General features: G+C 64.1%; 19 protein-coding genes. 7 read left to right on the top strand and 12 right to left on the bottom strand.

The features are described 5' to 3' along the window. Window positions 1-45: 45 nt before the first annotated feature. Window positions 46-642, bottom strand: coding sequence for a YbhB/YbcL family Raf kinase inhibitor-like protein (locus F6X37_RS21665; RefSeq protein ID WP_187612706.1), 597 nt, complete (start codon window positions 640-642; stop codon window positions 46-48). Window positions 643-911: 269 nt separating this feature from the next. Here F6X37_RS21665 and F6X37_RS21660 point away from each other — a divergent pair, with 269 nt between their 5' ends. Next, window positions 912-1,601: a response regulator gene (locus F6X37_RS21660; RefSeq protein ID WP_187612705.1), complete on the top strand. Its 690-nt coding sequence runs from the start codon at window positions 912-914 to the stop codon at window positions 1,599-1,601. A 141-nt stretch (window positions 1,602-1,742) separates the two neighbouring features. Here the strand turns inward: F6X37_RS21660 and F6X37_RS21655 are convergent, their stop codons facing one another. Continuing rightward, window positions 1,743-2,429, bottom strand: a complete 687-nt coding sequence (locus F6X37_RS21655; RefSeq protein WP_018418686.1) for an orotate phosphoribosyltransferase — start codon at window positions 2,427-2,429, stop codon at window positions 1,743-1,745. A 312-nt stretch (window positions 2,430-2,741) separates the two neighbouring features. On the opposite strand from F6X37_RS21655, the gene F6X37_RS21650 reads away from it, so the two are divergent. Together F6X37_RS21650 and F6X37_RS21645 are read left to right on the top strand one after the other, a co-directional pair. Further along, window positions 2,742-3,992, top strand: a complete 1,251-nt coding sequence (locus tag F6X37_RS21650; RefSeq protein WP_187612704.1) for an MFS transporter — start codon at window positions 2,742-2,744, stop codon at window positions 3,990-3,992. A 360-nt stretch (window positions 3,993-4,352) separates the two neighbouring features. Further along, the gene (locus F6X37_RS21645) at window positions 4,353-6,617 is read left to right on the top strand and encodes an NADP-dependent malic enzyme (protein ID WP_187612703.1); all 2,265 of its coding nucleotides are present in this window, start codon (window positions 4,353-4,355) and stop codon (window positions 6,615-6,617) included. Window positions 6,618-6,776: 159 nt separating this feature from the next. On the opposite strand, the gene F6X37_RS21640 is transcribed toward F6X37_RS21645, so the two are convergent. Beyond that, a complete protein-coding gene (locus F6X37_RS21640) occupies window positions 6,777-10,373 on the bottom strand; it encodes an indolepyruvate ferredoxin oxidoreductase family protein (RefSeq protein ID WP_187612702.1) in 3,597 nt (1,198 codons plus the stop codon). A gap of 385 nt (window positions 10,374-10,758) precedes the next feature. On the opposite strand from F6X37_RS21640, the gene F6X37_RS21635 reads away from it, so the two are divergent. Then, complete coding sequence (locus F6X37_RS21635) at window positions 10,759-10,944, top strand: hypothetical protein (RefSeq protein WP_187612701.1); 186 nt, start codon at window positions 10,759-10,761, stop codon at window positions 10,942-10,944. 137 nt (window positions 10,945-11,081) lie between these two features. Here F6X37_RS21635 and hppD read toward each other — a convergent pair whose 3' ends face one another. Then, complete coding sequence (hppD, locus tag F6X37_RS21630) at window positions 11,082-12,179, bottom strand: 4-hydroxyphenylpyruvate dioxygenase (protein WP_187612700.1); 1,098 nt, start codon at window positions 12,177-12,179, stop codon at window positions 11,082-11,084. Window positions 12,180-12,368: 189 nt separating this feature from the next. On the opposite strand from hppD, the gene F6X37_RS21625 reads away from it, so the two are divergent. Continuing rightward, complete coding sequence (locus F6X37_RS21625; protein WP_184034682.1) at window positions 12,369-12,866, top strand: Lrp/AsnC family transcriptional regulator; 498 nt, start codon at window positions 12,369-12,371, stop codon at window positions 12,864-12,866. A 99-nt stretch (window positions 12,867-12,965) separates the two neighbouring features. On the opposite strand, the gene F6X37_RS21620 is transcribed toward F6X37_RS21625, so the two are convergent. From F6X37_RS21620 to paaA, 8 genes are all read right to left on the bottom strand, one after another. Further along, on the bottom strand, window positions 12,966-13,634 hold the full coding sequence (locus tag F6X37_RS21620; RefSeq protein ID WP_187612699.1) for a GNAT family N-acetyltransferase: 669 nt from the start codon (window positions 13,632-13,634) through the stop codon (window positions 12,966-12,968). 278 nt (window positions 13,635-13,912) lie between these two features. Beyond that, the gene (locus F6X37_RS21615) at window positions 13,913-14,524 is read right to left on the bottom strand and encodes a TetR/AcrR family transcriptional regulator (RefSeq protein WP_018418677.1); all 612 of its coding nucleotides are present in this window, start codon (window positions 14,522-14,524) and stop codon (window positions 13,913-13,915) included. A 17-nt stretch (window positions 14,525-14,541) separates the two neighbouring features. Next, entirely contained in the window at window positions 14,542-15,357 is an 816-nt protein-coding gene (locus F6X37_RS21610; protein WP_187612698.1) for a DUF1835 domain-containing protein, read from the bottom strand. A gap of 175 nt (window positions 15,358-15,532) precedes the next feature. Continuing rightward, the gene (gene paaE, locus F6X37_RS21605; RefSeq protein ID WP_187612697.1) at window positions 15,533-16,621 is read right to left on the bottom strand and encodes a 1,2-phenylacetyl-CoA epoxidase subunit PaaE; all 1,089 of its coding nucleotides are present in this window, start codon (window positions 16,619-16,621) and stop codon (window positions 15,533-15,535) included. A 1-nt stretch (window position 16,622) separates the two neighbouring features. After that, window positions 16,623-17,192: a 1,2-phenylacetyl-CoA epoxidase subunit PaaD gene (paaD, locus tag F6X37_RS21600; RefSeq protein WP_187612696.1), complete on the bottom strand. Its 570-nt coding sequence runs from the start codon at window positions 17,190-17,192 to the stop codon at window positions 16,623-16,625. A 7-nt stretch (window positions 17,193-17,199) separates the two neighbouring features. Continuing rightward, window positions 17,200-18,030 (bottom strand): 1,2-phenylacetyl-CoA epoxidase subunit PaaC, encoded by an 831-nt coding sequence (gene paaC, locus F6X37_RS21595; RefSeq protein ID WP_187612695.1) that lies wholly within the window; start codon window positions 18,028-18,030, stop codon window positions 17,200-17,202. An 8-nt stretch (window positions 18,031-18,038) separates the two neighbouring features. Then, a complete protein-coding gene (gene paaB, locus F6X37_RS21590; RefSeq protein WP_018418671.1) occupies window positions 18,039-18,323 on the bottom strand; it encodes a 1,2-phenylacetyl-CoA epoxidase subunit PaaB in 285 nt (94 codons plus the stop codon). Window positions 18,324-18,359: 36 nt separating this feature from the next. Further along, the gene (paaA, locus tag F6X37_RS21585; protein ID WP_187612694.1) at window positions 18,360-19,361 is read right to left on the bottom strand and encodes a 1,2-phenylacetyl-CoA epoxidase subunit PaaA; all 1,002 of its coding nucleotides are present in this window, start codon (window positions 19,359-19,361) and stop codon (window positions 18,360-18,362) included. A gap of 248 nt (window positions 19,362-19,609) precedes the next feature. Here paaA and F6X37_RS21580 point away from each other — a divergent pair, with 248 nt between their 5' ends. Both F6X37_RS21580 and F6X37_RS21575 read left to right on the top strand, forming a co-directional pair. Then, window positions 19,610-21,232 carry an NAD(P)/FAD-dependent oxidoreductase gene (locus F6X37_RS21580; protein WP_187612693.1) on the top strand — a complete coding sequence of 541 codons (1,623 nt, stop codon included), beginning with the start codon at window positions 19,610-19,612 and terminating at the stop codon, window positions 21,230-21,232. Between the two features lie 113 nt (window positions 21,233-21,345). Then, window positions 21,346-22,626: an SGNH/GDSL hydrolase family protein gene (locus tag F6X37_RS21575; protein WP_187612692.1), complete on the top strand. Its 1,281-nt coding sequence runs from the start codon at window positions 21,346-21,348 to the stop codon at window positions 22,624-22,626. Window positions 22,627-22,820: the final 194 nt, after the last annotated feature.

Raw genomic sequence — 22,820 nt, 5'->3', positions numbered from 1 at the left:
GCGATGCGGCGCGGCGGCGCCCCATCACGACCGCGACGGCCGCCACTAGCGCCCGTAATTGACCTCGAGCCGCGCGCTGCCGATCACGGCCGTGCCGATCTCGTGATCGAACATCAACGCGGGACGTCCTTGCGCGAGACGCAGATCGGCCGAGTTCAGCGCGTACACGGTGATGATATAGCGATGCGGTTTGCCGGGCGGCGGGCACGGACCGCCATAGCCGTCGGTATCGAAGTCGTTGCGCGCTTCGACCGCGCCGAGCTTGCGCAGGAAACCGGACGAGCTCGCATTCTCGGGCAGGCTGTCGACCGTGGCGGGGATGCCCGCGACCGCCCAGTGCCACCAGCCGCGCCCCGGCGCGTCCTCGTCGAACATCGTGATCGCGAAGCCGCGCGTACCGGCCGGCGCGTCGCGCCATGAGAGCTGCGGTGAACGGTTGCCGCCCTTGCAGTCGTTCCGGTCGAACACCTGCGCATTCTGCACGGTGCCGCCCGCGCGCACGCTCGCGCTCGTCAGCGTGAACGGCTCGTCGGCCCGCGCACCGGCACTATGCGCTGCGAATAGCGCGAGCATCGCGCCGACGGCGAGCGATCGATGCCGCCAAGATGAAGCCAGCGAAACAACCAGCCAACGCATGCGCATATGCCGGTTCTCCTGTAAGGGCGCGAGGCGCGGGTCCTCGCGACTGTCGTTGTCCTGAATTGTGCCCCAAGGTCGAATCAAGTCTAACATCAGCGCTGATTAGCTCTGCGACGCAATATGTTCGCGTGCCGCGGAATTCGCAGACAGGAAATCAGCTATAGTAAGGGGGTTGTCGCGCGACCCTTACTGCATTTGACTCGTTTAAATAGCGAGCGTCAAAAGCAGTGTTAGAAGTTGTGGAGACCGGTTTATCCGTCCAGAGGAGGACGATGCAAGTTTCACTCAGGGTCGTGGTGGCAGACGATCATCCGGTTATTCTGTTTGGCGCTGAAAATGCGCTGCTCAAATTTCCCGGTATGCAAGTCGTTGGGCGCGCAAGGCAGTCGACTGAACTTATCAAAATGTTGCAATCCACCGAATGCGACGTGCTCGTCACCGACCTGGCCATGCCGGGCGGTCAGTACGGCGACGGCTTGCAACTCATCGACTATTTGCGCCGCAATTTCCCGAATCTGCCGATCGTCGTGCTCACCATGCTCGAGAACGCCGCATTGCTCAAACGGCTCAAGGAACTTGGTGTGACGTCGGTCGTGAACAAATCGGACGATCTCAGCCATATTGCGCTTGCGGTACAACACGTGGGCCGTCGCATGACCTATATGAGTCCGTCGGTGAAGGCGGTGCTCGATGGGTTGCGGGTCAATTCAGCCGGCAAGCGCGACGACTCGAAGCTGTCGCGGCGCGAACTCGAAGTCGTGCGCCTGTTCGTATCGGGTATGACGATCAAGGAAATATCGGAGCGTTTGAATCGCAGCATCAAGACGATCAGCACACAAAAAAACGCGGCCATGCGCAAGCTCGGAATCGATCGCGACTCCCAACTATTCCAGTATGCGCAGAGCAATGGTTTGCTGAATCTTTCGTCGAACTCGAGTAAGAACATCGCGAACCAGTCCTGATATCGGCCTCGTTTCGTCCGCCGGGTAATCGGCGATAAACAATCGCGATAAAAAAAGCCGCCTGTTGCGAAACAGGCGGCTTTTTCATTCAATCAGCATAAAGCGGCTAGGTTTTATTGTCACAGCCTTACCGCGATGGCTTTATTGCGGCGTAGACGTCGCACCGCCATGTGCAGCGGACCACTCGGCCGGCGCGTGCAGGAATTTTTCCACTTCGTCGATCGTCTTCGTGTCGAAGTAGTTGTTCTGCTTCGCGACGCGCAGCACGTCCCACCACGTGGCGAGCGCGTGCAGATCGACGTCGATGTCTTTCAGCACCGACACGCTTTCCTTGAAGATGTTGTAGTGGAACAGCACGAAGCAGTGGTTCACCGTCGCGCCGGCGGTGCGCAGCGCGTTGATGAAGTTGATCTTGCTGCGGCTGTCGGTCGTCAGGTCTTCGACGAGCAACACGCGCTGGCCTTCGGTCAGCAGACCTTCGATCTGCGCGTTGCGGCCGAAACCCTTCGGCTTCTTGCGCACGTACTGCATCGGTACCATCAGGCGGTCGGACAGCCATGCCGCGAACGGGATGCCCGCGGTTTCGCCGCCAGCGACCGCGTCGATCTGCTCATAGCCGACGTCGCGCAGGATCGTCGCTTCGGCCATTTCCATCAGGCCGCGGCGCACACGCGGATACGAGATCAGCTTGCGGCAGTCGATATACACCGGGCTCGCCCAGCCGGACGTGAAAATATACGGTTTCTCCGCGTTGAAATGCACTGCTTGCACTTCGAGCAGCATCTTGGCGGTGGTGTCGGAGATCGTCTGGCGATCGAAGCCTGTCATGGGCGGATCCTTCGGAGTGAGCGGGGGAGAAGCGGGCGCTGGGCCCGGTGGCGCAGCAAGCGGGGTATGCCGCGCCATGCTGGGCGGGATACGCGGCCGGGGGAAGAGCACAGACCGGCTTTTGCTGCGCGCGTGGGCCGCTATTTTACCTGAAATGGGTCGCACCGAGGAGGCCGTCGTGCGCGGCGGCGCAGCCGGCGGGCGCTTTGGCGCGCGCATCGTCTTGTGACCGGGTGAGGCCGCCTTTACACTCACGCGACTTTCCCGGGACGCTTCCCACGCAGCCGCCTTCAGACCCACGGAATGCTTTCAATGAACGCCGCTCCACCCGCCTCCGCCTCCGCCACCGCCACCGAAACCCGCTCCGCCGTCCAACCGGGCTATGCGGGCCGCGCGCTGCTTGCGTCGGTGCTGGGCTATGCGATGGACGGCTTCGATCTGCTGATTCTCGGCTTCATGCTGCCGGTGATCGCCGCCGACCTGCATCTGAGTTCCTCGCAGGCCGGTGCGCTGGTCACATGGACGCTCATCGGTGCGGTGGCGGGCGGCGTGCTCTTCGGCGTGCTCAGCGATTATTTCGGCCGCGTGCGCATGCTGACGTGGACGATCCTGATCTTCGCGGTGTTCACCGGCCTGTGCGCGCTCGCGCAAGGCTACACGGACCTGCTGATCTATCGGACCGTCGCCGGGATCGGGCTGGGCGGCGAATTCGGCATCGGTATGACGCTGGTCGCCGAAGCGTGGCCGGCGTCGCAGCGGGCGCGGGTGTCGTCGTATGTCGGGCTCGGCTGGCAGCTTGGCGTGCTGGCGGCCGCGTTGCTGACGCCGCTGCTGCTGCCAGTGATCGGCTGGCGCGGCATGTTCGCGCTCGGGCTGCTGCCGGCGGTCGAGTCGTTCTTCGTGCGGCGCCGCGTCGAGGAGCCGGCGCTTTTCGACCAACGCGTCGCGCGCGGCATGCGCAAGTTGCCGCTGAAACTGCTGTTCGTCGATGGACGCACGACGCGCGCGAGCCTCGGCGTCACGATCCTGTGCTCGGTGCAGAACTTCGGCTATTACGGGCTGATGCTCTGGCTACCTAGCTATCTGTCGAAGACCTTCGGCTACTCGCTGACCAAATCGGGGCTGTGGACCGCCGCGACGATTCTCGGCATGGCGGCCGGCATCTGGCTATTCGGCATCGCCGCCGACCGCTTCGGCCGCAAGCCGACGTTCCTGTTCTACCAGGCGGGCGCCGTCGTCATGGTGTTCGTCTATGCGCAACTGACGACGCCGATGGCGTTGCTGATCGGCGGCGCGGCGATGGGAGTGTTCGTCAACGGCATGATTGGCGGCTACGGCGCGCTGATTTCGGAGCTCTATCCAACCGATGCGCGCGCCACCGCGCAAAACGTGCTGTTCAACGCGGGTCGCGCGGTGGGCGGCTTTGGGCCGGTCGTCGTGGGCGCGCTGGCGGCGCGCTACTCGTTCGGCGCGGCGCTCGCGCTACTGGCGTCGATTTACCTGCTGGACATCCTCGCGACCCTGTTTCTGATTCCTGAGCGACGCGGCGCCGAACTCGACTGACCGCGTCGACGAAGCGCGTCCTTCAATCGCTTCGAATACTGCGAATGCGTGGACCATGCGGCCCGCATGGCGCCCCGCCGCGTGGCGGAAAAGCACGGCCGGGTCGTGGCGACGCAGCGTCCTGAGCGCCTGTTTCGCTAATGGCGAGTCCTGTTAACCACGCAGTGCATCGACACGTCCGGGGTGTACACTAATCGACCCGCGAAGCACTCCACATCGTCCCGTGTTCGTCGAGGTAAGACGTCGCGCCTGACCGGGCGCGTGCGAAAACCGCCTCGGTCGGCTATCGGTCCGACAGATGAAAGCGCTGCAACGATGTGTGTCGCCGGGCCCAATCACTTACGTCTCGCAGGCCTAGAAATGGACGAACAACTCAAGCAAAGCGCTCTCGCATATCACCAGAATCCGAAACCTGGCAAGATTTCGGTGACGCCTACCAAGGCGCTGTCGAACCAGCTGGATTTGTCGCTCGCGTATTCGCCGGGTGTGGCGGCAGCCTGTATGGCAATTCACGAGGAACCGCTCGACGCGCAGAAGTACACGTCGCGCGGCAACCTCGTCGGCGTGATCACGAACGGCACCGCGGTGCTCGGCCTCGGCAACATCGGCCCGCTTGCCGCGAAGCCGGTGATGGAAGGCAAGGGGTGTCTGTTCAAGAAGTTCGCGGACATCGACGTGTTCGACATCGAGCTGAGCGAATCCGATCCGGACAAGCTCGTCGAGGCGATCGCGATGCTCGAGCCCACGCTAGGCGGCATCAACCTCGAGGACATCAAGGCGCCCGAGTGCTTCTACATCGAGAAGAAGCTGCGCGAACGTATGAAGATTCCGGTCTTCCACGACGATCAGCACGGCACCGCGATCATCGCGTCGGCGGCGATCCTGAACGGCCTCAAGGTGGTCGGCAAGAGGCTCGACGAAGTGAAGCTGGTCTGTTCGGGCGCGGGCGCGGCGGCCATTGCGTGTCTGGATCTGCTCGTCAATCTCGGTCTGTCGAAGCAGAACATTCTCGTCGCCGACTCGAAGGGCGTGATCTACGAAGGGCGCGGCAACCTCGATCCGTCGAAGGAGCGCTATGCCGCGCACACCGAAGCGCGCTCGCTCGCCGATGCAATCCGCGGCGCGGACGTGTTCCTCGGCTGCTCGAGCGCCGGCGTGCTGAAGCCGGAGATGGTCGCCGAAATGGGCTCGCAGCCGCTGATTCTCGCGCTCGCGAACCCCGAGCCGGAAATCCGTCCGGAAGAAGCGCGCAAGGTGCGCCCGGACTGCATCATCGCGACCGGCCGTTCGGACTATCCGAACCAGGTCAACAACGTGCTGTGTTTCCCGTTCATCTTCCGCGGCGCGCTCGACGTCGGCGCGACGACGATCACCGAAGAAATGAAGCTCGCGTGCGTGCGCGCGATTGCCGAACTGGCCGAGGAAACCGACCAGGGCGATGAAGTCGCGAAGGCCTACGAAGGCCACTCGCTCGAATTCGGTCCCGAATACCTGATTCCGAAGCCGTTCGATCCGCGCCTGATCATCAAGATCGCGCCGGCCGTCGCGCAGGCCGCAATGGATTCGGGCGTCGCGACCCGCCCGATCCAGGACATGGATGCGTACCGCGAACAGCTCGGCGCGACCGTCTATCGCTCGGGCATGGTGATGCGGCCGGTGTTCGCGGCGGCGAAGTCGGCACCGGCGCGCATCGTGTTCGCGGAAGGCGAAGACGAGCGCGTGCTGCGCGCCGCGCAGTTCGTGCTGCTCGAAAAGATCGCCAAGCCGATCCTGGTCGGCCGTCCGTCGGTGATCGAGATGCGTCTGAAGAAGATGGGCTCGAAGCTCAAGTGCGGCGAAGACGTCGAGATCGTCGATCCGGAAGACGATCCGCGCTATCACAAGTGCTGGCAGGCGTATCACGAACTCGGCGCGCGCGAAGGCGTGACGCCGGACGTCGCGAAGGCCGCGATGCGCAAGTTCAACACGCTGATCGGCGCGATCCTCGTGCGCCTTGGCGAAGCGGACGGCATGATCTGCGGCATGATCGGCCAGTTCCACACGCATCTGAACTTCATCGAGCAGGTGCTCGGCAAGGCCGACGACGTCGAGAACTTCGCCGCGATGAATCTGCTGATGCTGCCGGGCCGCAACATGTTCATCTGCGACACGTACGTCAACGAAGTGCCGACCGCCGAGCAGCTTGCCGACATGACGATGCTCGCCACGCGCGAAATCGAGAAGTTCGGCATCACGCCGAAGGTCGCGCTGCTGTCGAACTCGAACTTCGGCAGCGCGCCGTCGTCGTCGTCGCAGCGCATGGCCGCGGCGCGCAAGCTGATCACGCAACGCGCGCCGTCGCTCGAAATCGACGGTGAAATGCACGGCGACGCGGCGCTGTCGGAGACGGTCCGCAAGGCCGCGTTCCCGGGCACGACGCTCGCCGGCGAAGCGAATCTGCTGATCATGCCGAACGTCGAAGCGGCGAACATCGCGTACAACCTGCTGAAGGTCGTGGGCGGCGAGGGTGTGACGGTCGGGCCGTTCCTGCTGGGTGCGGAAAAGCCGGTGCATATCCTGACGCCGGCCGCGACCGTGCGCCGGATCATCAACATGACGGCGGTTGCCTCGGCGAACGCGAAGTAACGTGTATCACGTGAGGTTGGCGTGGGCGCAGCAGTAACGCGCGCGCGGCGGCCTGGGCAGAAGCGCTACGGAACCCCGGTTCCGTAGCGCTTTTTTGCGCCTGAAAAAAAGCGGCGGTCCGTGCAGACCGCCGCTTTTCGGTTCAGCTGGGAGAGTCGATCAAGCCGCGTGCTGCGTCTTGCCCGCATCCGGCGAACGCCAACGCGCGAGCAGCTCGTTCCACTTGATGCGCACGCCTTTCAGGTTGTTTTCCTTCACATGCCCATAGCCGCGGATGCCGTCGGGCAGATTCGCGAGCTCGACCGCGAGATCGCGTTTCTGAGAAGTCAGCCCGCTGATCAGCTCACGCACCAATGCCTCGTATTCGCCGATCAGCGCGCGCTCGGTGCGACGCTCCCCGGTGTTGCCGAACACGTCGAACGCGGTGCCGCGCAGGAACTTGAGCTTCGCGAGCACGTGCATCGCGCGGAACATCCACGGGCCGTACTTCTTCTTCACCAGATGGCCGTGCGCGTCCTTCTTCGATAGCGTAGGCGGCGCGAGATGCAGGTGCAGCTTCCAGTCGCCTTCGAACGTCGCGTTCAGTTTTTCGATGAACGCCGGGTCGCTGTACAGACGTGCGACTTCGTATTCGTCCTTGTACGCCATCAGCTTGTGCAGGTTCTTCGCGACCGCCTCGGTCAGCGGCATTTGGCCGTCGGCGGAATCGAGCGCTTCTTCCGCGGCTCGCACCTGCGACACCAGCGCGCGATAGCGCTCCGCGTACGCACGGTTCTGCCAGGCGGTCAGATAGTCGGCGCGCTTGTCGATCAGCGTGTCGAGCGCCTTCGGCGTATGCAGCGCGATGATCTTGCCGTCCGCGCTGTCGGCCGGATCGCCGCGTCCCTGCGTTTGCGCGAGCTTGCGTACCGCCGCCAGATCGTGCGCGGCACGCCGGCCCCATTCGAACGCCGCGCGGTTCTTGTCCACCTGCACGTTGTTCAGCTCGATCGCGCGAATCAGCGACTCGTGCGTGAGCGGCACCCAGCCGCGCTGCCACGCATAGCCGAGCACGAACGGGTTCGTGTAGATCGCGTCGCCGAGCAGCGCGACGGCGAAGTGATTCGCGTCGACGGTCGAGACGTTGTCATCGCCGGCCGCGGCGCGCACGTCGGCTTCGGTGCTGCTGCCGGGGAAGCGCCAGTTCGGGTTCTTGATCAGCTCGGCCGTCGGCGTGTGCGCGCTGTTCAGCACGACGCGCGTGCGATCCGCGTGCATCCGCGACACGCATTCGTCGCTGGCGGTGACGATCGCGTCGCAGCCGATCACGAGGCTCGCTTCGCCCATTGCGATGCGGGTCGCGTGGATGTCAGCGGGCTGCTTCGCGATCTGCACGTGGCTCATCACGGCGCCGCCTTTCTGCGCGAGGCCGGTGACGTCGAGCACCGTGACGCCCTTGTTCTCGAGATGCGCGGCCATGCCGAGCAGCGCGCCGATCGTGACGACGCCCGTGCCGCCGACGCCCGTCACCAGAACGCCGTACGGACGGTCGATGGACGGCAACTCGGGATCCGGCACCGGCGGCATTTCGGCGCCGGCGCCCGACGCCGCCTTCGGCTTGCGCAACTGGCCGCCTTCAACGGAGACGAAGCTCGGGCAGAAGCCGTTCACGCACGAGAAGTCCTTGTTGCAGGTCGACTGGTTGATCTGGCGCTTCGTGCCGTACTCAGTGTCGAGCGGTTCGACCGACAGGCAGTTCGACTTCACCGAGCAGTCGCCGCAGCCTTCGCACACCGCTTCGTTGATCACGACGCGCCGTGCCGGATCGGGATACGCGCCGCGTTTCCTGCGACGGCGCTTTTCGGTCGCGCAGGTCTGGTCGTAGATCAGGATCGTGGTGCCCGGAACCTCGCGTAGCTGACGCTGCACGTCGTCGAGCTGGTCGCGGTGGTGAATGTCGACGCCAGGCGCGAGGCCGACGTTTGCCGCGTACTTCTCCGGCTCATCGGTGACGATGACGATCTTCGCCGCGCCTTCGGCGGCGAGCTGATGCGTGATCTGCGGCACGCTCAGCACGCCGTCGACCGGCTGGCCGCCCGTCATCGCGACCGCGTCGTTGTACAGCAGCTTGTAGGTGATGTTCGCCTTCGACGCGATCGCCGCGCGAATCGCGAGCAGCCCCGAATGGAAGTAGGTGCCGTCGCCGAGATTGGCGAACACGTGCTTGTCGTTCGTGAACGGCGCCTGGCCGATCCACGCGACACCTTCGCCGCCCATCTGGCTGAACGTGCTGGTGCTGCGATCCATCCAGACCGTCATGTAATGACAGCCGATGCCGGCCATCGCGCGCGAGCCTTCCGGCACGTTGGTCGACGTGTTGTGCGGGCAGCCCGAGCAGAACCACGGCTTGCGCTCGACTTCGACGCGCGGCCGCGCGAGCGCCTTTTCCTTCGCCTCGATCACCGCGATGCGCGCGGCAATGCGGGCGCGCACATCCGATGGCAGATCGAACTTGTCGAGCCGCGTGGCGATCGCCTTCGCGATGATCGCGGGCGACAGCTCGTAGTGCGCCGGCAGCAGCCAGTTGCCCATCGGCACCGACCATTCGCCGCCCGCGCCGTCCTTCTCGTCGAACTTGCCGAATACGCGCGGGCGCTGCGCGTCGGGCCAGTTGTACAGCTCTTCCTTGATCGCGTATTCGAGGATCTGGCGCTTTTCCTCGACCACCAGAATTTCGTCGAGACCGCGGGCGAAGGCCTGCGCACCTTGCGCTTCGAGCGGCCACACGCAGCCGACCTTGTACAGCCGGATGCCGATGCGCGAGCAGGTTTCGTCGTCGAGACCGAGGTCGGTCAGCGCCTGGCGCACGTCGAGATAAGCTTTGCCGCCGGTCATGATGCCGAAGCGCGCATGCGGCGAATCGATTTCGACGCGGTCGAGTTTGTTCGCTCGCACGTAGGCGAGACCCGCGTACCACTTGTAGTCGAGCAGACGCGCTTCCTGCACGAGCGGCGGATCGGGCCAGCGGATGTTCAGCCCACCGTCGGGCATCACGAAGTCTTCCGGCAGGATGATGTTGGTGCGGTGCGGATCGATATCGACCGATGCGGACGATTCGACCACGTCGGTCACGCACTTCATCGCGACCCAGAGGCCGGAGTAGCGGCTCATCGCCCAGCCGTGCAGGCCGAAGTCCAGATATTCCTGCACGTTCGACGGAAACAGCACCGGCAGCCCGCATGCCTTGAAGATGTGTTCGGACTGATGCGCGAGTGTCGAGGATTTGGCGGCGTGATCGTCGCCGGCGAGCACGAGAACGCCGCCGTGCCGCGCCGAGCCGGCCGAGTTGCCGTGCTTGAAGACGTCACCGGACCGGTCGACGCCGGGGCCCTTGCCGTACCACATCGAAAACACGCCGTCGTATTTGGCGCTCGGGTACAGATTGACTTGCTGCGAACCCCATACGGCGGTGGCCGCGAGGTCTTCGTTGACGCCGGGCTGGAACACGACCTGATGCGCGGCCAGATGCTTTTTCGCTTTCCACAGCGACTGGTCGAGCCCGCCGAGCGGCGATCCGCGGTAGCCGGAGATGAAGCCGGCCGTGTTGAGGCCGGCGGCGCGGTCGCGTTCCTGCTGCAGCATCGGCAGACGCACCAGCGCCTGGATGCCGCTCATGTACGCGCGGCCGCGATCGAGAGTGTATTTGTCGTCGAGCGTGACGGAAGACAACGCGGCTTCGAGCGAGGCTCGCTGACCTGCGTCTAGCGGGGCATTCATTATGTGTACTCCTCCACTTCAGCTTGGGATCACCAAAACTTTTCTGGCCCCGGCATCTCGTGAATGCTGGGGCCGGGGTCGTCATATTGACGGGTTTTAAGCGATGGTAGCACTGGTGGAAACCCGCCGCAGCGGATCAAAAATCGCCCGCGCACGATCTGATTTCGGCCGGTTTCGCAACGAGTTGCCACGTGTTGTCAGCAGTTGTAGCGGATTTTCGCCGGAATGGAGCTGTATTGCGCCTGCGCGTGTAACAAGCTGTAAAACCTACAAATTTGCGGAACCGCAGTGAAAACGACTGTCTAACCCCGACCTGCGAGCGATGCCGAACGCCGCGCATTCTGTGCAGCTTCTGGACAGCAGGGCAGTTAGAAAAGGAGTACGCATGAACACAAGAAACATCCAGACCTTCCTGATGGTTTCCGCCGCTTTCTTCGCGATGAGCGCGCCGGTGCGCTCGAATCCGGGCAGCACGGGGGCCCTGTCGAACGCGATCATCCGCACGGCGCAGGTGGCGCCGGCGCGGGTCGACAGTGCGATCGGCAGCGATCGGTACAGGCAGAATTCATGACGCACCGCATCGCGCGCGTCTTATGACGACCGGCCGCCGTTCCGAAGAGAGCGGCGGCGTTGCAACGTAAAAGGGCGAGGATCCTGCGATCCTCGCCCTTTTTCTTGTGCGCGCCGATCAGGCGCGAGTCTCCATGGTCAGGCCTTGTCCTGCACGACGCCGCGGCGAATCTGATCGAGCTCGATCGATTCGAACAGCGCCTTGAAGTTGCCTTCGCCGAAGCCCTGGTTGCCCTTGCGCTGAATGATCTCGAAGAAGATCGGGCCGATCTGGTTTTCGGTGAAGATCTGCAGCAGCAGATCGTCCGGTGCGCCGTCGATCAGGATCTTGCGCTTGCGCAGTTCCTCGAGCGGCTCGCCATGATTCGGCACGCGTCGGTCGACGAGTTCGTAGTACGTGTCGATCGTGTCGAGCAGTGAAATGTCCGATGCGCGCAGGCCGTCGACGGTGCGGTAGATGTCGCTGGTGCCGAGCGCGATGTGCTGGATGCCTTCGCCGTGGTACGCGTCCAGGTATTCCTGGATCTGACCGGCGGTGTCCGAGCCTTCCTCGTTGATCGGAATGCGAATCTTGCCGCACGGCGAGGTCATCGCTTTCGACTTGACGCCCGTCACCTTGCCCTCGATGTCGAAGTAGCGGACCTCACGGAAGTTGAACAGGCGCTCGTAGAACTCCGCCCATTCCTGCATGCGGCCGCGATGCACGTTGTGCGTCAGGTGATCGATATAGGTCAGGCCGTGGCCGACCGGGTTCGGGTTCGCGCCCGGAATCGGCTCGAAGTCGACGTCGTAAATGTCGATGTCACCGATGCTGTTCGGCGTCGCGCCGTTCTTGCCGCGCCAGCGGTCGACGAAATAGATCAGCGAATCGCCAATGCCCTTGATCGCCGGGATGTTCAGCTCCATCGGGCCGGTCTTGTTGTCGAAACCCCATGCGCCTTTTTCGAGCGCTTGGGCGTAGGCCTTTGCGGCGTCCCGTACGCGAAACGCAATCGCGCAGATCGACGGACCATGCAAGCGCGCGAAGCGCTGCGCAAACGAATGCTTCTCCGCGTTGACGATGAAGTTGATGTCGCCCTGACGATACAGCGTCACGTCCTTATGACGATGCCGCGCGACGGCCGTGAAGCCCATCTGTTCGAACAGCTTGCCGAGCGCTTTCGGGTCCGGCGCCGTGTATTCGATGAATTCGAAGCCGTCAGTGCCGACAGGATTTTCCCAAGTTGAAACCTGCATCGTCAGTCTCCAATCCCATGCAAGAGGGTTGCCGAGGCGCGCTGGCGGTGAGCGCGCGGGACGGTCGGCTGAGCGCGACCGAATGGGGCAAGTGTAGAACCGCGATGAAGACAAAAACTTGCGAACTTAATCACGCGTCGCTACGCTTGAGCCAGTTTATGGCTCTATTCGAACGATACGTGGCAGAACATGGCTATTGGCGAGATAGACGCGATCGATCGACGCATTCTGGCGATCCTTCAGGAGAATGGCCGGCTGTCGAATCAGGAGATAGCGGAACGGATCAATCTGTCGCCGAGTCCGTGCCTGCGGCGGATTCGCCGGCTCGAGGAAAGCGGCGTGATTCGCGGCTATGTCGCGCTGCTCGACGCGCAACGTCTCGGGCTTGACCTGCTCGCGTATGTCAGCGTGCGGCTGGAGAAGGGTGGCGGTCGCGCGTTCAGTCCGCATGGCGAGGCCACGCACGCCGATCTGTTCGGCGCGGCCGTGCAGACGTGGCCCGAAGTTGTCGCATGTCACGCGATGACGGGTGAGATGGATTACCTGCTGCGCGTCCAGGTGGAGGACATGGCGCACTTTTCGCGCTTCGTGCAGGATCAATTGCTGCGGCATCCATCGGTGATCGATGTGAAATCGAGCTTTTCGCTAGAAAAGATCAAGGAAACGACAGCGCTGCCCATTTTGTAGGCTTCACGCGCACGGTCCTACGCGTGGCGTTGATTGGGTACAGATAGAAAAGAGGGCGACCTTTCGGCCGCCCCAATCTCATTTCCCCGTAGCGATTATTCAGGCGGCGACAGCCACCGGCATGAACGACTCGAACAGTCGCGATGCCTGGCGTGCGTGGCGCTTGAGCGCGTAATCGAACACGGCGGCCTGCTCCTGCAGCATTTCCGCGAGGATGCTCGACTGATCGGCCGGCGACAGCGTCAGATAGGCGTCGGCCTCGCCGTACGCGTACTCGATCTTCATGCCGGCCTTCCTGGCGATGTGCATCATGGTCGAATTGCGCGCCAGGCAGTGGATGTACAGCGTCGTCACATGCGTGTTGCGGCTGCGGATCGCGGCGCGCTCGAATAGCCTCGAGCCGATACCGATGCCGCGTGCGCTTTCGAGCACGGAGACGCCGAATTCGGCGGTGCGCTTGTTGCCTTCGGCCGGCAGGTAGGCCAGATGGCCGACGCCGCTCAGTTCCAGCTTGCTGTTGAACACGCCGAACACGGTGTCGCGCGTGAAGTCGACCGCGCGCACGTAGTTTTCGATCACATGGTTCGGCACGACCTGGCCGAAGCGCAGCAGACGGTCTTCTTCGTCGAGCGCGAGGAAATGAGCAAGCAGGCGTTCGCGATCGGCGGCGGTGAGTTCACGGACCAGAACGTGCGCGCGTTCAGCAGGCAGCGACGCGCGATCGTTCGGCGCGATCGGCTCGGTGTTGCGATGGGTCAGCATGTTCATGGTCGGGTTCTCCTTTTAATCAGGCGGCGTTGTGCACCGCAAAACCGATTTTAGCGGAAACCTAAGCCATTCACTAGGGAAAACCCGTATCAAAAGTCGAGGTGAATACCTGGAGCGCTGGAACCCTAAATTTAATTATTTGATTTTAAACAGAAGTTAAAAGTGATCGCACGTTCGTGACACGATGCCGCATGGATTCCTTGCGCTGATTTATTTGGTCTGCATGTTGTTGCTTTGCAACATCCAGTGCGCGGGTTCCGATCTGTTCAGACCATCGTCTACCTGGCCGGCGCGCTGCCGAGACCATGCTCGACCATGCCGACCACCTGCTCGGCGAACTCGCGATAGCCCATCCGGCCGTCCGGCTTGAGCCACGTGAAGGTCCAGTTGATCATGCCGAACACCATCATCGTCAGTGCGGTCTGGTTGTCGCGTGTCGCGCGTTCGGGATAGGCGCGCACGAGCTGCCGCGCGAAGGCGGCGACTACGTCGCGCTGACGGTTCAGGATGATCTCGCGCTGCGAATCGACCAGATACTTGACATCGTTCAGCAGCGCGACGTGCCGGCTGTGCGACGTCTCATACTCGGACAGGAACGCGCGGATCAGCTCCGCGAAGGTTTCTCGCTCGCTCAGTTCGCGCCGCTGGCTCGAGCCTTCCACCTCGGCGATGATCAGCATCAGGCGCTTCGTGTAGCGATCGAGCAGATCGAACAGGATTGCTTCCTTGCTCTCGTAATAGTGATAGAGGCGCGCTTTCGAGGTGCCGCTCGCCGCGGCAAGATCGGCCATCGACGTGCTTGGATAGCTGGTCTGCGCGAACTTCGCGGCGGCCAGTTCGAGAATCTGCTCGCGTTGGGTTTCGTGGTCGGGGGCTCGGGTGCGGGCCATATTCGTCTGTTCTTATCTTATTGGGGTGAGCAGGGGGCGGATGCCGCGCGCAGTTCGAGCGAGCGCCATTCGTTCGCATCGCCGCGCAGGCGGATGCGCCGCAGCGCCGCGAGTTCGCGCATGCGCCACAGCACGATGCTGTCGCTGACGAGGAACCCCAACCCGGCGGTCATCACGTAGGCGGCGACGCGCACGGCGGGCTGCCAGGCGTCGGTTGCGCGGTCGAGGATCAGCGCGTCGATTTCGGCAACGCTGCCGCTCGTGAAGGTGTTGTCACGCCAGCGCCGCGTCTCGCCGTTCGCCTGTTTGACCTCCTGCCATTCGAGCGCGAGCCGGCTGATGCGCAGCACGGAAATCGGCGCGGCGTCCGGCAGGTGTGTCTGCAATACGTCCGGCGCAAACATGCCGACCGATGTCGCGCGATCCTTGCGGGTATGCGCCCACGCTTGCGGATCGGTGAGGTCGGCGATCGACAGACGCACTTCGTTCAAACGCTGCGGGCTGTTGCGCACCAGGTAGCAGACGCGGCGCAGCATCAGTTGATCGGACGCGCTTTCGGCGTGCCACACCACGAGATTCGCGGTGCTGCTGGCGAGGCCGTCGAGCACCGCGGCCTGTTCGCGGAACTCGCGCACGAAGTCGCGTTGCGTGTCGGCGCTGACGCGTTCCCAGAAGTCGGCGCGCACGTGCGGAGCGTCGTCGACGCCGCGTAACGGGCCGACCGCCAGATCGTCCCGCAGCGGCTGCACGCGATCGTCGCGGCCCGCCTGGTCCAGCGCGGTACGCAGCGACTCGGCGGCGACATCGCCGTTGGTGAGGTGAATCGTGCTCATGGGCAAGGGCTTGCAGTGACGTCTGCAGCTGTAACAAAGAGAGGCCGCTCGCCGACTGGAACCCGATGTCCCGATCGATGAGCGGCCCCTAGTTTAAGCGGATCGCGAAACGGCCGAAAGCGGTGGCGGACGTCACGGGAGGGCAGTCCGTACATAGGCCACGAAAGCCCTCGACTCAACGTTCGTCGTAACTGACGACGACCTTGTCGCTAACCGGATGACACTGACACGTCAGCACGAACCCGTCGCGGACTTCGTGTTCTTCGAGCGTGTAGTTCTTTTCCATCTTCACTTCGCCCTCGAGCACCTTCGCGCGACAGGTGCAGCACACGCCGCCCTTGCACGCATACGGCAGCGCGAGACCGGCGCGCAGCCCGACGTCGAGCACGCTCGTGCCCTGATACGGCAGGCGCAGCTTGCGGCGCTTGCCGTCGAGCACGATTTCGAGCTCGGCCGCGGGGGTGTCCGCGGTGATCTCGACGGGCGGCACGCCCGCCTGCGGCAGCGGCGTGCCGAAGCGCTCGACGTGCACCTTCGCGGGCGGCACGCCGGCTGCCTTGAGCGCGGCCTCGGCCGCATCCATCATCGGCGCGGGGCCGCAGATGAACGCTTCGTCGATCGCGTCGGCCGGCAGCAGCTGCTCGATGAACGCCGCGCATTTTTCCTGGTCGAGCACGCCGTTAAACAGCTCGACGTCCTGCAGGTCGTCCGACAGCACGTGATACAGCACGAAGCGGTTCATGAAGCGGTTCTTCAGATCCTCGAGCTCCTCGGCGAACATGATCTGGTCGACGCTGCGGTTGCCGTAGACGAGCGTGAAGGTGCTGCGCGGCTCGACTTCGAGCGTCGTCTTGATGATCGCGAGCACCGGCGTGATGCCCGAGCCGCCCGAGAACGCGAGGTACTGCTGCCCCTGTTCCGCGTTCAGGTGCGTGAAGAAACGGCCGTCCGGCGTCATCACGTCGATCATGTGGCCCGGCTGCAGCGTGTCGAACGCGAAGTTCGAGAAACGCCCGCCGCGCACGCGCTTGATGCCGATGCGCAACTCGCCGTCGCGATCGTAGTCGGTGACGCCCACGCAGATCGAATACGAACGGCGCGTTTCCTCACCGTCGATATGTGTCTTCAGCGTGACGAACTGGCCCTGCGTGAAGCGATAGTGGTCGCGCAGTTCGGGCGGGACTTCGAAGGCGACCGAGACCGCATCGGCGGTTTCGGGGCGCACTTCGCGGATACGCAGCGGATGGAATTGCGGGGTGGCCATATCAGTACGGTTTGAAGTAGTCGAAGGGTTCGCGGCAGTCGAGGCAGCGATACAGGGCCTTGCAGGCGGTCGAGCCGAATTGCGCGAGCCGCTCGGTGTGCGCCGAGCCGCAGCGTGGGCAGCCTGGGGCCGGCAGCGCGCGCGGCACGAAGCGCATCACTTTCTCCTGCGGCGCTGACGTCGCGGCTGAACCGCAGTTGCCCGTCGGCGGCGCGATGCCGTAGACGCGCAGTTTTTCGCGGGCTTCGGCCGTGATCCAGTCGGTGGTCCACGCCGGCGCGAGCACGGTGGCGACGCGGTATGGCGTGAGCTGCGCGGCCTCGAGCGCACGGCCGATGTCTTCGGCAATCTGCGACATCGCCGGGCAGCCCGAGTAGGTCGGCGTGATCACGACTTCGAGCGCGCCGTCGGCGGCGCGTCGCACGTCGCGCAGGATGCCGAGCTCGCGGATCGACACCACCGGGATCTCCGGGTCGGGTACCGCTTCGAGCACGGTCCATGCGCGGGTGAGCGCGGCATCGGTCGTGGCAGCAGCGGCGTTCGCGGGCTGCGGAGCGGTCGAGGTCGTCATCGCGTGCTCACCAGCTGGCGCCCGGATGCTGGCGCGCGAGGCTCTGCATTTGCGCGAGCACGAAACCCATGTGCTCCGAATGCTCGCCGTGCTTGCCCGTGCTCACGTGCCGCAGCGCCGCGGGCAGCGTCAGCGTGGCCTGGTCGAGCGTGGCGCGCACGTCGTCGAGCCACGCGGCTTCCAGCGCCGAGGTGCGCGGGCCGATGCCGGCCGCGGCGACCGCGTCTTCCACCGCGTCCGCGCTGAAGAACTCGTACGTGTACGGCATCAGATAGTCGAGCGCGGCCTGCGCGCGACGGTGCGATTCGTCGGTGCCGTCGCCGAAACGGATCAGCCACTCGCTCGCATGATGCACGTGGTACTGCGTTTCCTTGATCGACTTCGCGGCGATCGCGGCGAGCTGCCCGTCGGTGGAGCCCGTCAGCGCACCCCACAGATGCATCATCAGCGTCGCGTACAGGAAGTTGCGCACGATCGTGACCGCGTAATCCTTCCCGGCCTGCGCGGTGCCGGCGAGCGGCCCGTAATGCGGCAGCTCGGCGAGCGTGTAGTTCGCGAATTCGCGCTCGGCGCGGAAGTACGCGTAGTCGTCTTCGTTGCGCTGACGGCCGGTGAGCGGCGCTTCGAGCGCGGCCGCGTGCGTGTACAGCAGGCGCGCCTGGCCGATCAGGTCGAGGCTCATGTTCGACAGCGCGATGTCCTCTTCGAGGATCGGGCCGTGGCCGCACCACTCGGTGTTGCGCTGACCGAGGATCAGCGCGGTATCCGCGAGGCGCAGCACGTACTGGAGATGTTCGGGCGTAATGGGCGTAGTGGACGTAGTGGACGTAGTGGTCATGGCCGCGCTTACATGTGGTTGACTTCATCGGGGAGCGTGTAGAACGTCGGGTGGCGATAGATCTTGTCGCCCGCCGGTTCGAACAGCTCGGCCTTCTCGTGCGGCGCCGAGGCCGTGATCGCCGAGGACGGCACCACCCAGATGCTCACGCCTTCCTGGCGGCGCGTGTAGACGTCGCGCGCCATGCGCAGCGCCATCGGCGCGTCGGCGGCATGCAGACTGCCGCAGTGTTTATGGTCGAGTCCCTGCTTGCTGCGCACGAACACTTCCCAAATCGGCCATTCCTTGTTCATTGCTGATCTCCTGATTCCTTTGATGTGCGGTGCCACTCAGGCGGCGTGCTGTTGCGCGCGCTGGCGCTGCTTTTCCGCGTGGGCGAGCGCGGCTTCGCGTACCCAGGCGCCGTCTTCATGGGCCTTCACGCGGGTCGCGAGGCGCTCGCGGTTGCACGGGCCGTCGCCATTGACGACGCGCCAGAACTCTTCCCAGTCGATGTCGCCGTAGTCGTAGTGGCCGCGCGCCTCGTTCCATTTGAGGTCCGCGTCGGGCAGCGTGACGCCGAGCACCTTCGCCTGCTCGACGGTCGCATCGACGAATTTCTGGCGCAGGTCGTCGTTGGTGATGCGCTTGATGCCCCATCTGGCCGACTGGTTGCTGTGGACCGAATCCTTGTCGCTCGGGCCGAACATCATCAGCACCGGCCACCACCAGCGGTTCACCGCCTGCTGGACCAGCTCGCGCTGCGCCTCGGTGCCGGCCATCATCGCGAGCAGCGCGTCGAAGCCCTGGCGCTGATGGAACGACTCTTCCTTGCAGATGCGGATCATCGCGCGGGCGTACGGGCCGTACGTGCAGCGGCACAGCGGGATCTGGTTCATGATCGCCGCGCCGTCGACGAGCCAGCCGATCACGCCGACGTCGGCCCAGGTGGGTGTCGGGTAGTTGAAGATGCTCGAATACTTGGCCTTGCCCGCGTGCAGCGCGTCGATCAGCTGCTCGCGCGAGACACCGAGCGTTTCGGCGGCGCTATACAGATAGAGGCCGTGGCCGGCTTCGTCCTGCACCTTGGCGATCAGGATCGCCTTGCGCTTGAGGCTCGGCGCGCGCGTGATCCAGTTGCCCTCGGGCAGCATGCCGACGATCTCCGAGTGCGCATGCTGCGAGATCTGCCGCACCAGCGTTTTGCGGTACGCGTCGGGCATCCAGTCCTGCGGCTCGATCTTGCCGTCGGCGCTCATGACCGCGTCGAAGCGAGCCTGTTGTTCGGGCGAATTCGCGTCCGCGTCCAGCGGAGCGACGTTGCCGGGGGTATCGAGGGATTGGGTGTACATGAGGGACGCTCTCTCTGGAGGAGTGGTCTGTGTCGGCGTAGTATAAACCAACCGACCGGTCGGTTAATAAATTTTTTGTGCAGAGACGTTGGGGCTGATAGCTCATCGAGGGCGTCGAAGCATGCATGCTGGTTTGCCCGGTTTCGACGGGGCCGGCGCTTCATGACCGGCCGTCACCCCGCGCCGACACTTACCGGTAAAATTGCGAATTGGCCGCGATTTGCGGCCCACTTGCATCTCCGGTACTCATGTTACGTCTAAGCGAAATCAAACTCCCGCTCGATCATCCCGAAAGCGCCCTCGAAGCCGCCATCCGTGCGCGCCTCACGGAACTCGGCGTGGCGCGGGACGGGCTCATCCGATACACCGTGTTTCGCCGCGCGCACGACGCGCGCAAGCGCGCCGACATCAAGCTCACCTACATCGTCGATGTCGAGGTCAAGGATGAAGGGGCCGCGTTGAAACGGCTCGCCGACGTGCCGCATTGCGGCGTGACGCCCGACATGAGCTACAAGTTCGTCGCCGAAGCGCCCGCCCAACTGAGCACGCCGCGTCCGGTCGTCATCGGCATGGGGCCGTGCGGACTGTTCGCGGGCCTGATCCTCGCGCAGATGGGCTTCCGGCCGATCATCCTCGAGCGCGGCAAGGCCGTACGTGAGCGCACCAAGGACACGTTTGGCCTGTGGCGCAAATCGGTGCTGAATCCCGAGTCGAACGTGCAGTTCGGCGAAGGTGGCGCGGGCACCTTTTCGGACGGCAAGCTCTACAGCCAGATCAAGGACCCGAAACACTACGGCCGCAAGGTGCTCGACGAATTCGTGCGGGCCGGTGCGCCGGAGGACATCCTGTACCTGAGCCGGCCGCATATCGGCACGTTTCGTCTCGTCAGCATGGTCGAGAAGATGCGCGCGAGCATCCACGAGTTGGGCGGCGAAGTGCGCTTCGAAACGCGTGTCGAGGACATCGACATCGACAACGGCCAGGTGCGCGGGCTGAAGCTGTCGACCGGCGAGACGTTGCGCTGCGACCACGTTGTGCTGGCGGTCGGCCATAGCGCACGCGATACCTTCCAGATGTTGTACGACCGCGGCGTTCACGTCGAGGCGAAGCCGTTTTCGCTCGGTTTTCGGATCGAGCATCCGCAAGGGATCATCGATCGGAGCCGTTTTGGGAAATTTGCCGGTCACAAACAGCTCGGCGCAGCCGACTACAAGGTGGTGCACCACTGCAGCAACGGGCGAGCGGTTTATAGCTTCTGCATGTGTCCCGGCGGCACCGTGGTGGCGGCCACGTCCGAGCTGGGGCGCGTCGTCACGAACGGCATGAGCCAGTACTCGCGCGCGGAGCGCAACGCGAATGCGGGCATCGTGGTCGGCATTACGCCAGACGACTACCCGGGCGGGCCGCTCGCCGGCATCGCGTTCCAGCGCAAGTGGGAGGAGCGGGCGTTCGAGCTCGGTGGCGGTAACTATATGGCTCCAGGGCAGTTGGTCGGCGACTTCATCGCGGGGCGGCCGTCCACTTCATTCGGCTCGGTCGTTCCGTCGTACAAGCCGGGCGTGCGGCCAACCGATCTCAGCACCGCGCTGCCCGACTACGCGATCGAAGCGATTCGCGAAGCCCTGCCACAGATGGAGAAGAAAATCGCAGGTTTCGCGATGCATGATGCGGTGCTGACCGGCGTTGAAACGCGAACTTCGTCGCCGGTACGCGTGCGTCGCGGCGACGACTACCAGAGTGTCAACGTCGACGGGCTGTATCCGGCGGGCGAGGGTGCGGGGTATGCGGGCGGGATCTACTCGGCGGCAATCGACGGAATCGAGGTCGCCGAAGCGGTCGCGCTAAAGATCATGAGTCGGCAAACGGCGTGAGACCGAACCGGCACAGCCGCCGGGCGCCGGGGTAAGCGGACCTGCCGGCGATTGCCGGCGCTTGCCGCGTCGTTCGGGCACAATGCGCGTTTCGCCTCGAACCGATCCTCCGAATGACCATTCGCACCTTGGCTGCCGCATGCGGCGCGGCGCTGCTTGCCCAATTTGCCCCGTTTGTCGTTTCCTCGAGTGCGTTCGCTGCCGAAGCGTCCGAGCATTGGGTCGCCGTTTGGGCGACCGCGCTGCAACCGATTCCACAGCGGGTCGAGTTGCCACCGCTGTATCGCGCGCCGGAAGTCGCCGGGCGCACCGTTCGGCAAATCATGTATCCGACGTTGTCGGGGAGGGTGGCGCGAATTCATCTGAGCAATGCGTATGGCAAGACGCCTCTCGTCATCGACGAACTGCGCATCGCGCGCTCCGCCGGTGGCGCGGCAGCAGTCGAGGGCGCCGGCAGTCGGGTGACGTTTGGCGGTAAGGGCGCGGTCAGCGTTCCGCCTGGCGGCGAGGTGGACAGCGATCCGGTCGCGATCGATGTCGTCGAGGGCGCGCCATATGCGATCAGTGCGTTCGTGGGACCGGAGCAGCGGATCGTCGCATGGCACCGAGTGTCGAATCAGGTGAATTATGTGTCCGGGCCCGGCAATCACACCACCGACGCGTCCGCCACGGCGTTTCTCGGCCGCTTCACGCAATATGTGTGGGTCACGGGTTTGTCGGTGGAGGCGGCGGCACCGTCGCTTGCCGTGGCCGCGATCGGCGACTCGATCACCGACGGCATGCGCTCCACCCTCAACCAGAACCGTCGCTGGCCGGATGCGCTGGCTCGGCGGCTGGCGGCGAGCGGCGCGCAGTCGACCGCGATCGTGAATCTCGGCATCAGCGGCAACCGGCTCCTGAGCGACTCGCCTTGCTATGGCGACGCGCTTGCGAGCCGCTTCGAGCGCGACGTTTTGCGACGTCCAGGCGTCAAAGCGGCGATCCTGCTGATTGGCATCAACGACATCAACTTTGCGGCAATGCCGCCTCATGGCGGGCTCGACTGCGATTTTCCTCATACGTCGGTCACGGCTGCCGATCTGATCGCCGGTTACCAGCGAGTGATCGCGGCCGCGCGGCGCAACGGTGTCAAGATGTTCGGCGCGACGCTGACGCCGGCGTCGCTGCCACCGGAGCGGGAAAACATCCGACTTGCGGTTAATCAGTGGATCCGAACTAGTCGTGCTTTCGATGGCGTCGTCGACTTCGACGCGGCGTTGCGCGATCGGGCGCAGCCGGAGCGTCTGCAGCGCGCTTTCGATAGCGGCGATCACATCCATCCAAGCGACGCGGGCTACGCGGCTATGGCCGCTGCAGTTCCTGTCGAGGTCGTGGTGGATGCGACCCGGAAGTGAGCGGCAACTTTTTTTAAGCGAAAGCAAAAACGGGTATTGACGAGACGCGAAAGAGTCCCCATAATCCCGCTTCTCTGCTGCAGACGCAGCGACGCAAACGAAGCAGTGCCGGGTAGTGGTGGTTCAGGCGCGGCGGGTTTGGCGGACCGATCTTTAAAAACTAACAGTCGATAAGTGTGGGCGCTTGATGCGGA

Source organism: Paraburkholderia sp. 31.1, assembly GCF_014397645.1.
Lineage (GTDB): Bacteria > Pseudomonadota > Gammaproteobacteria > Burkholderiales > Burkholderiaceae > Paraburkholderia > Paraburkholderia tuberum.
This window is presented reverse-complemented; position numbering and strand designations above follow the sequence as displayed.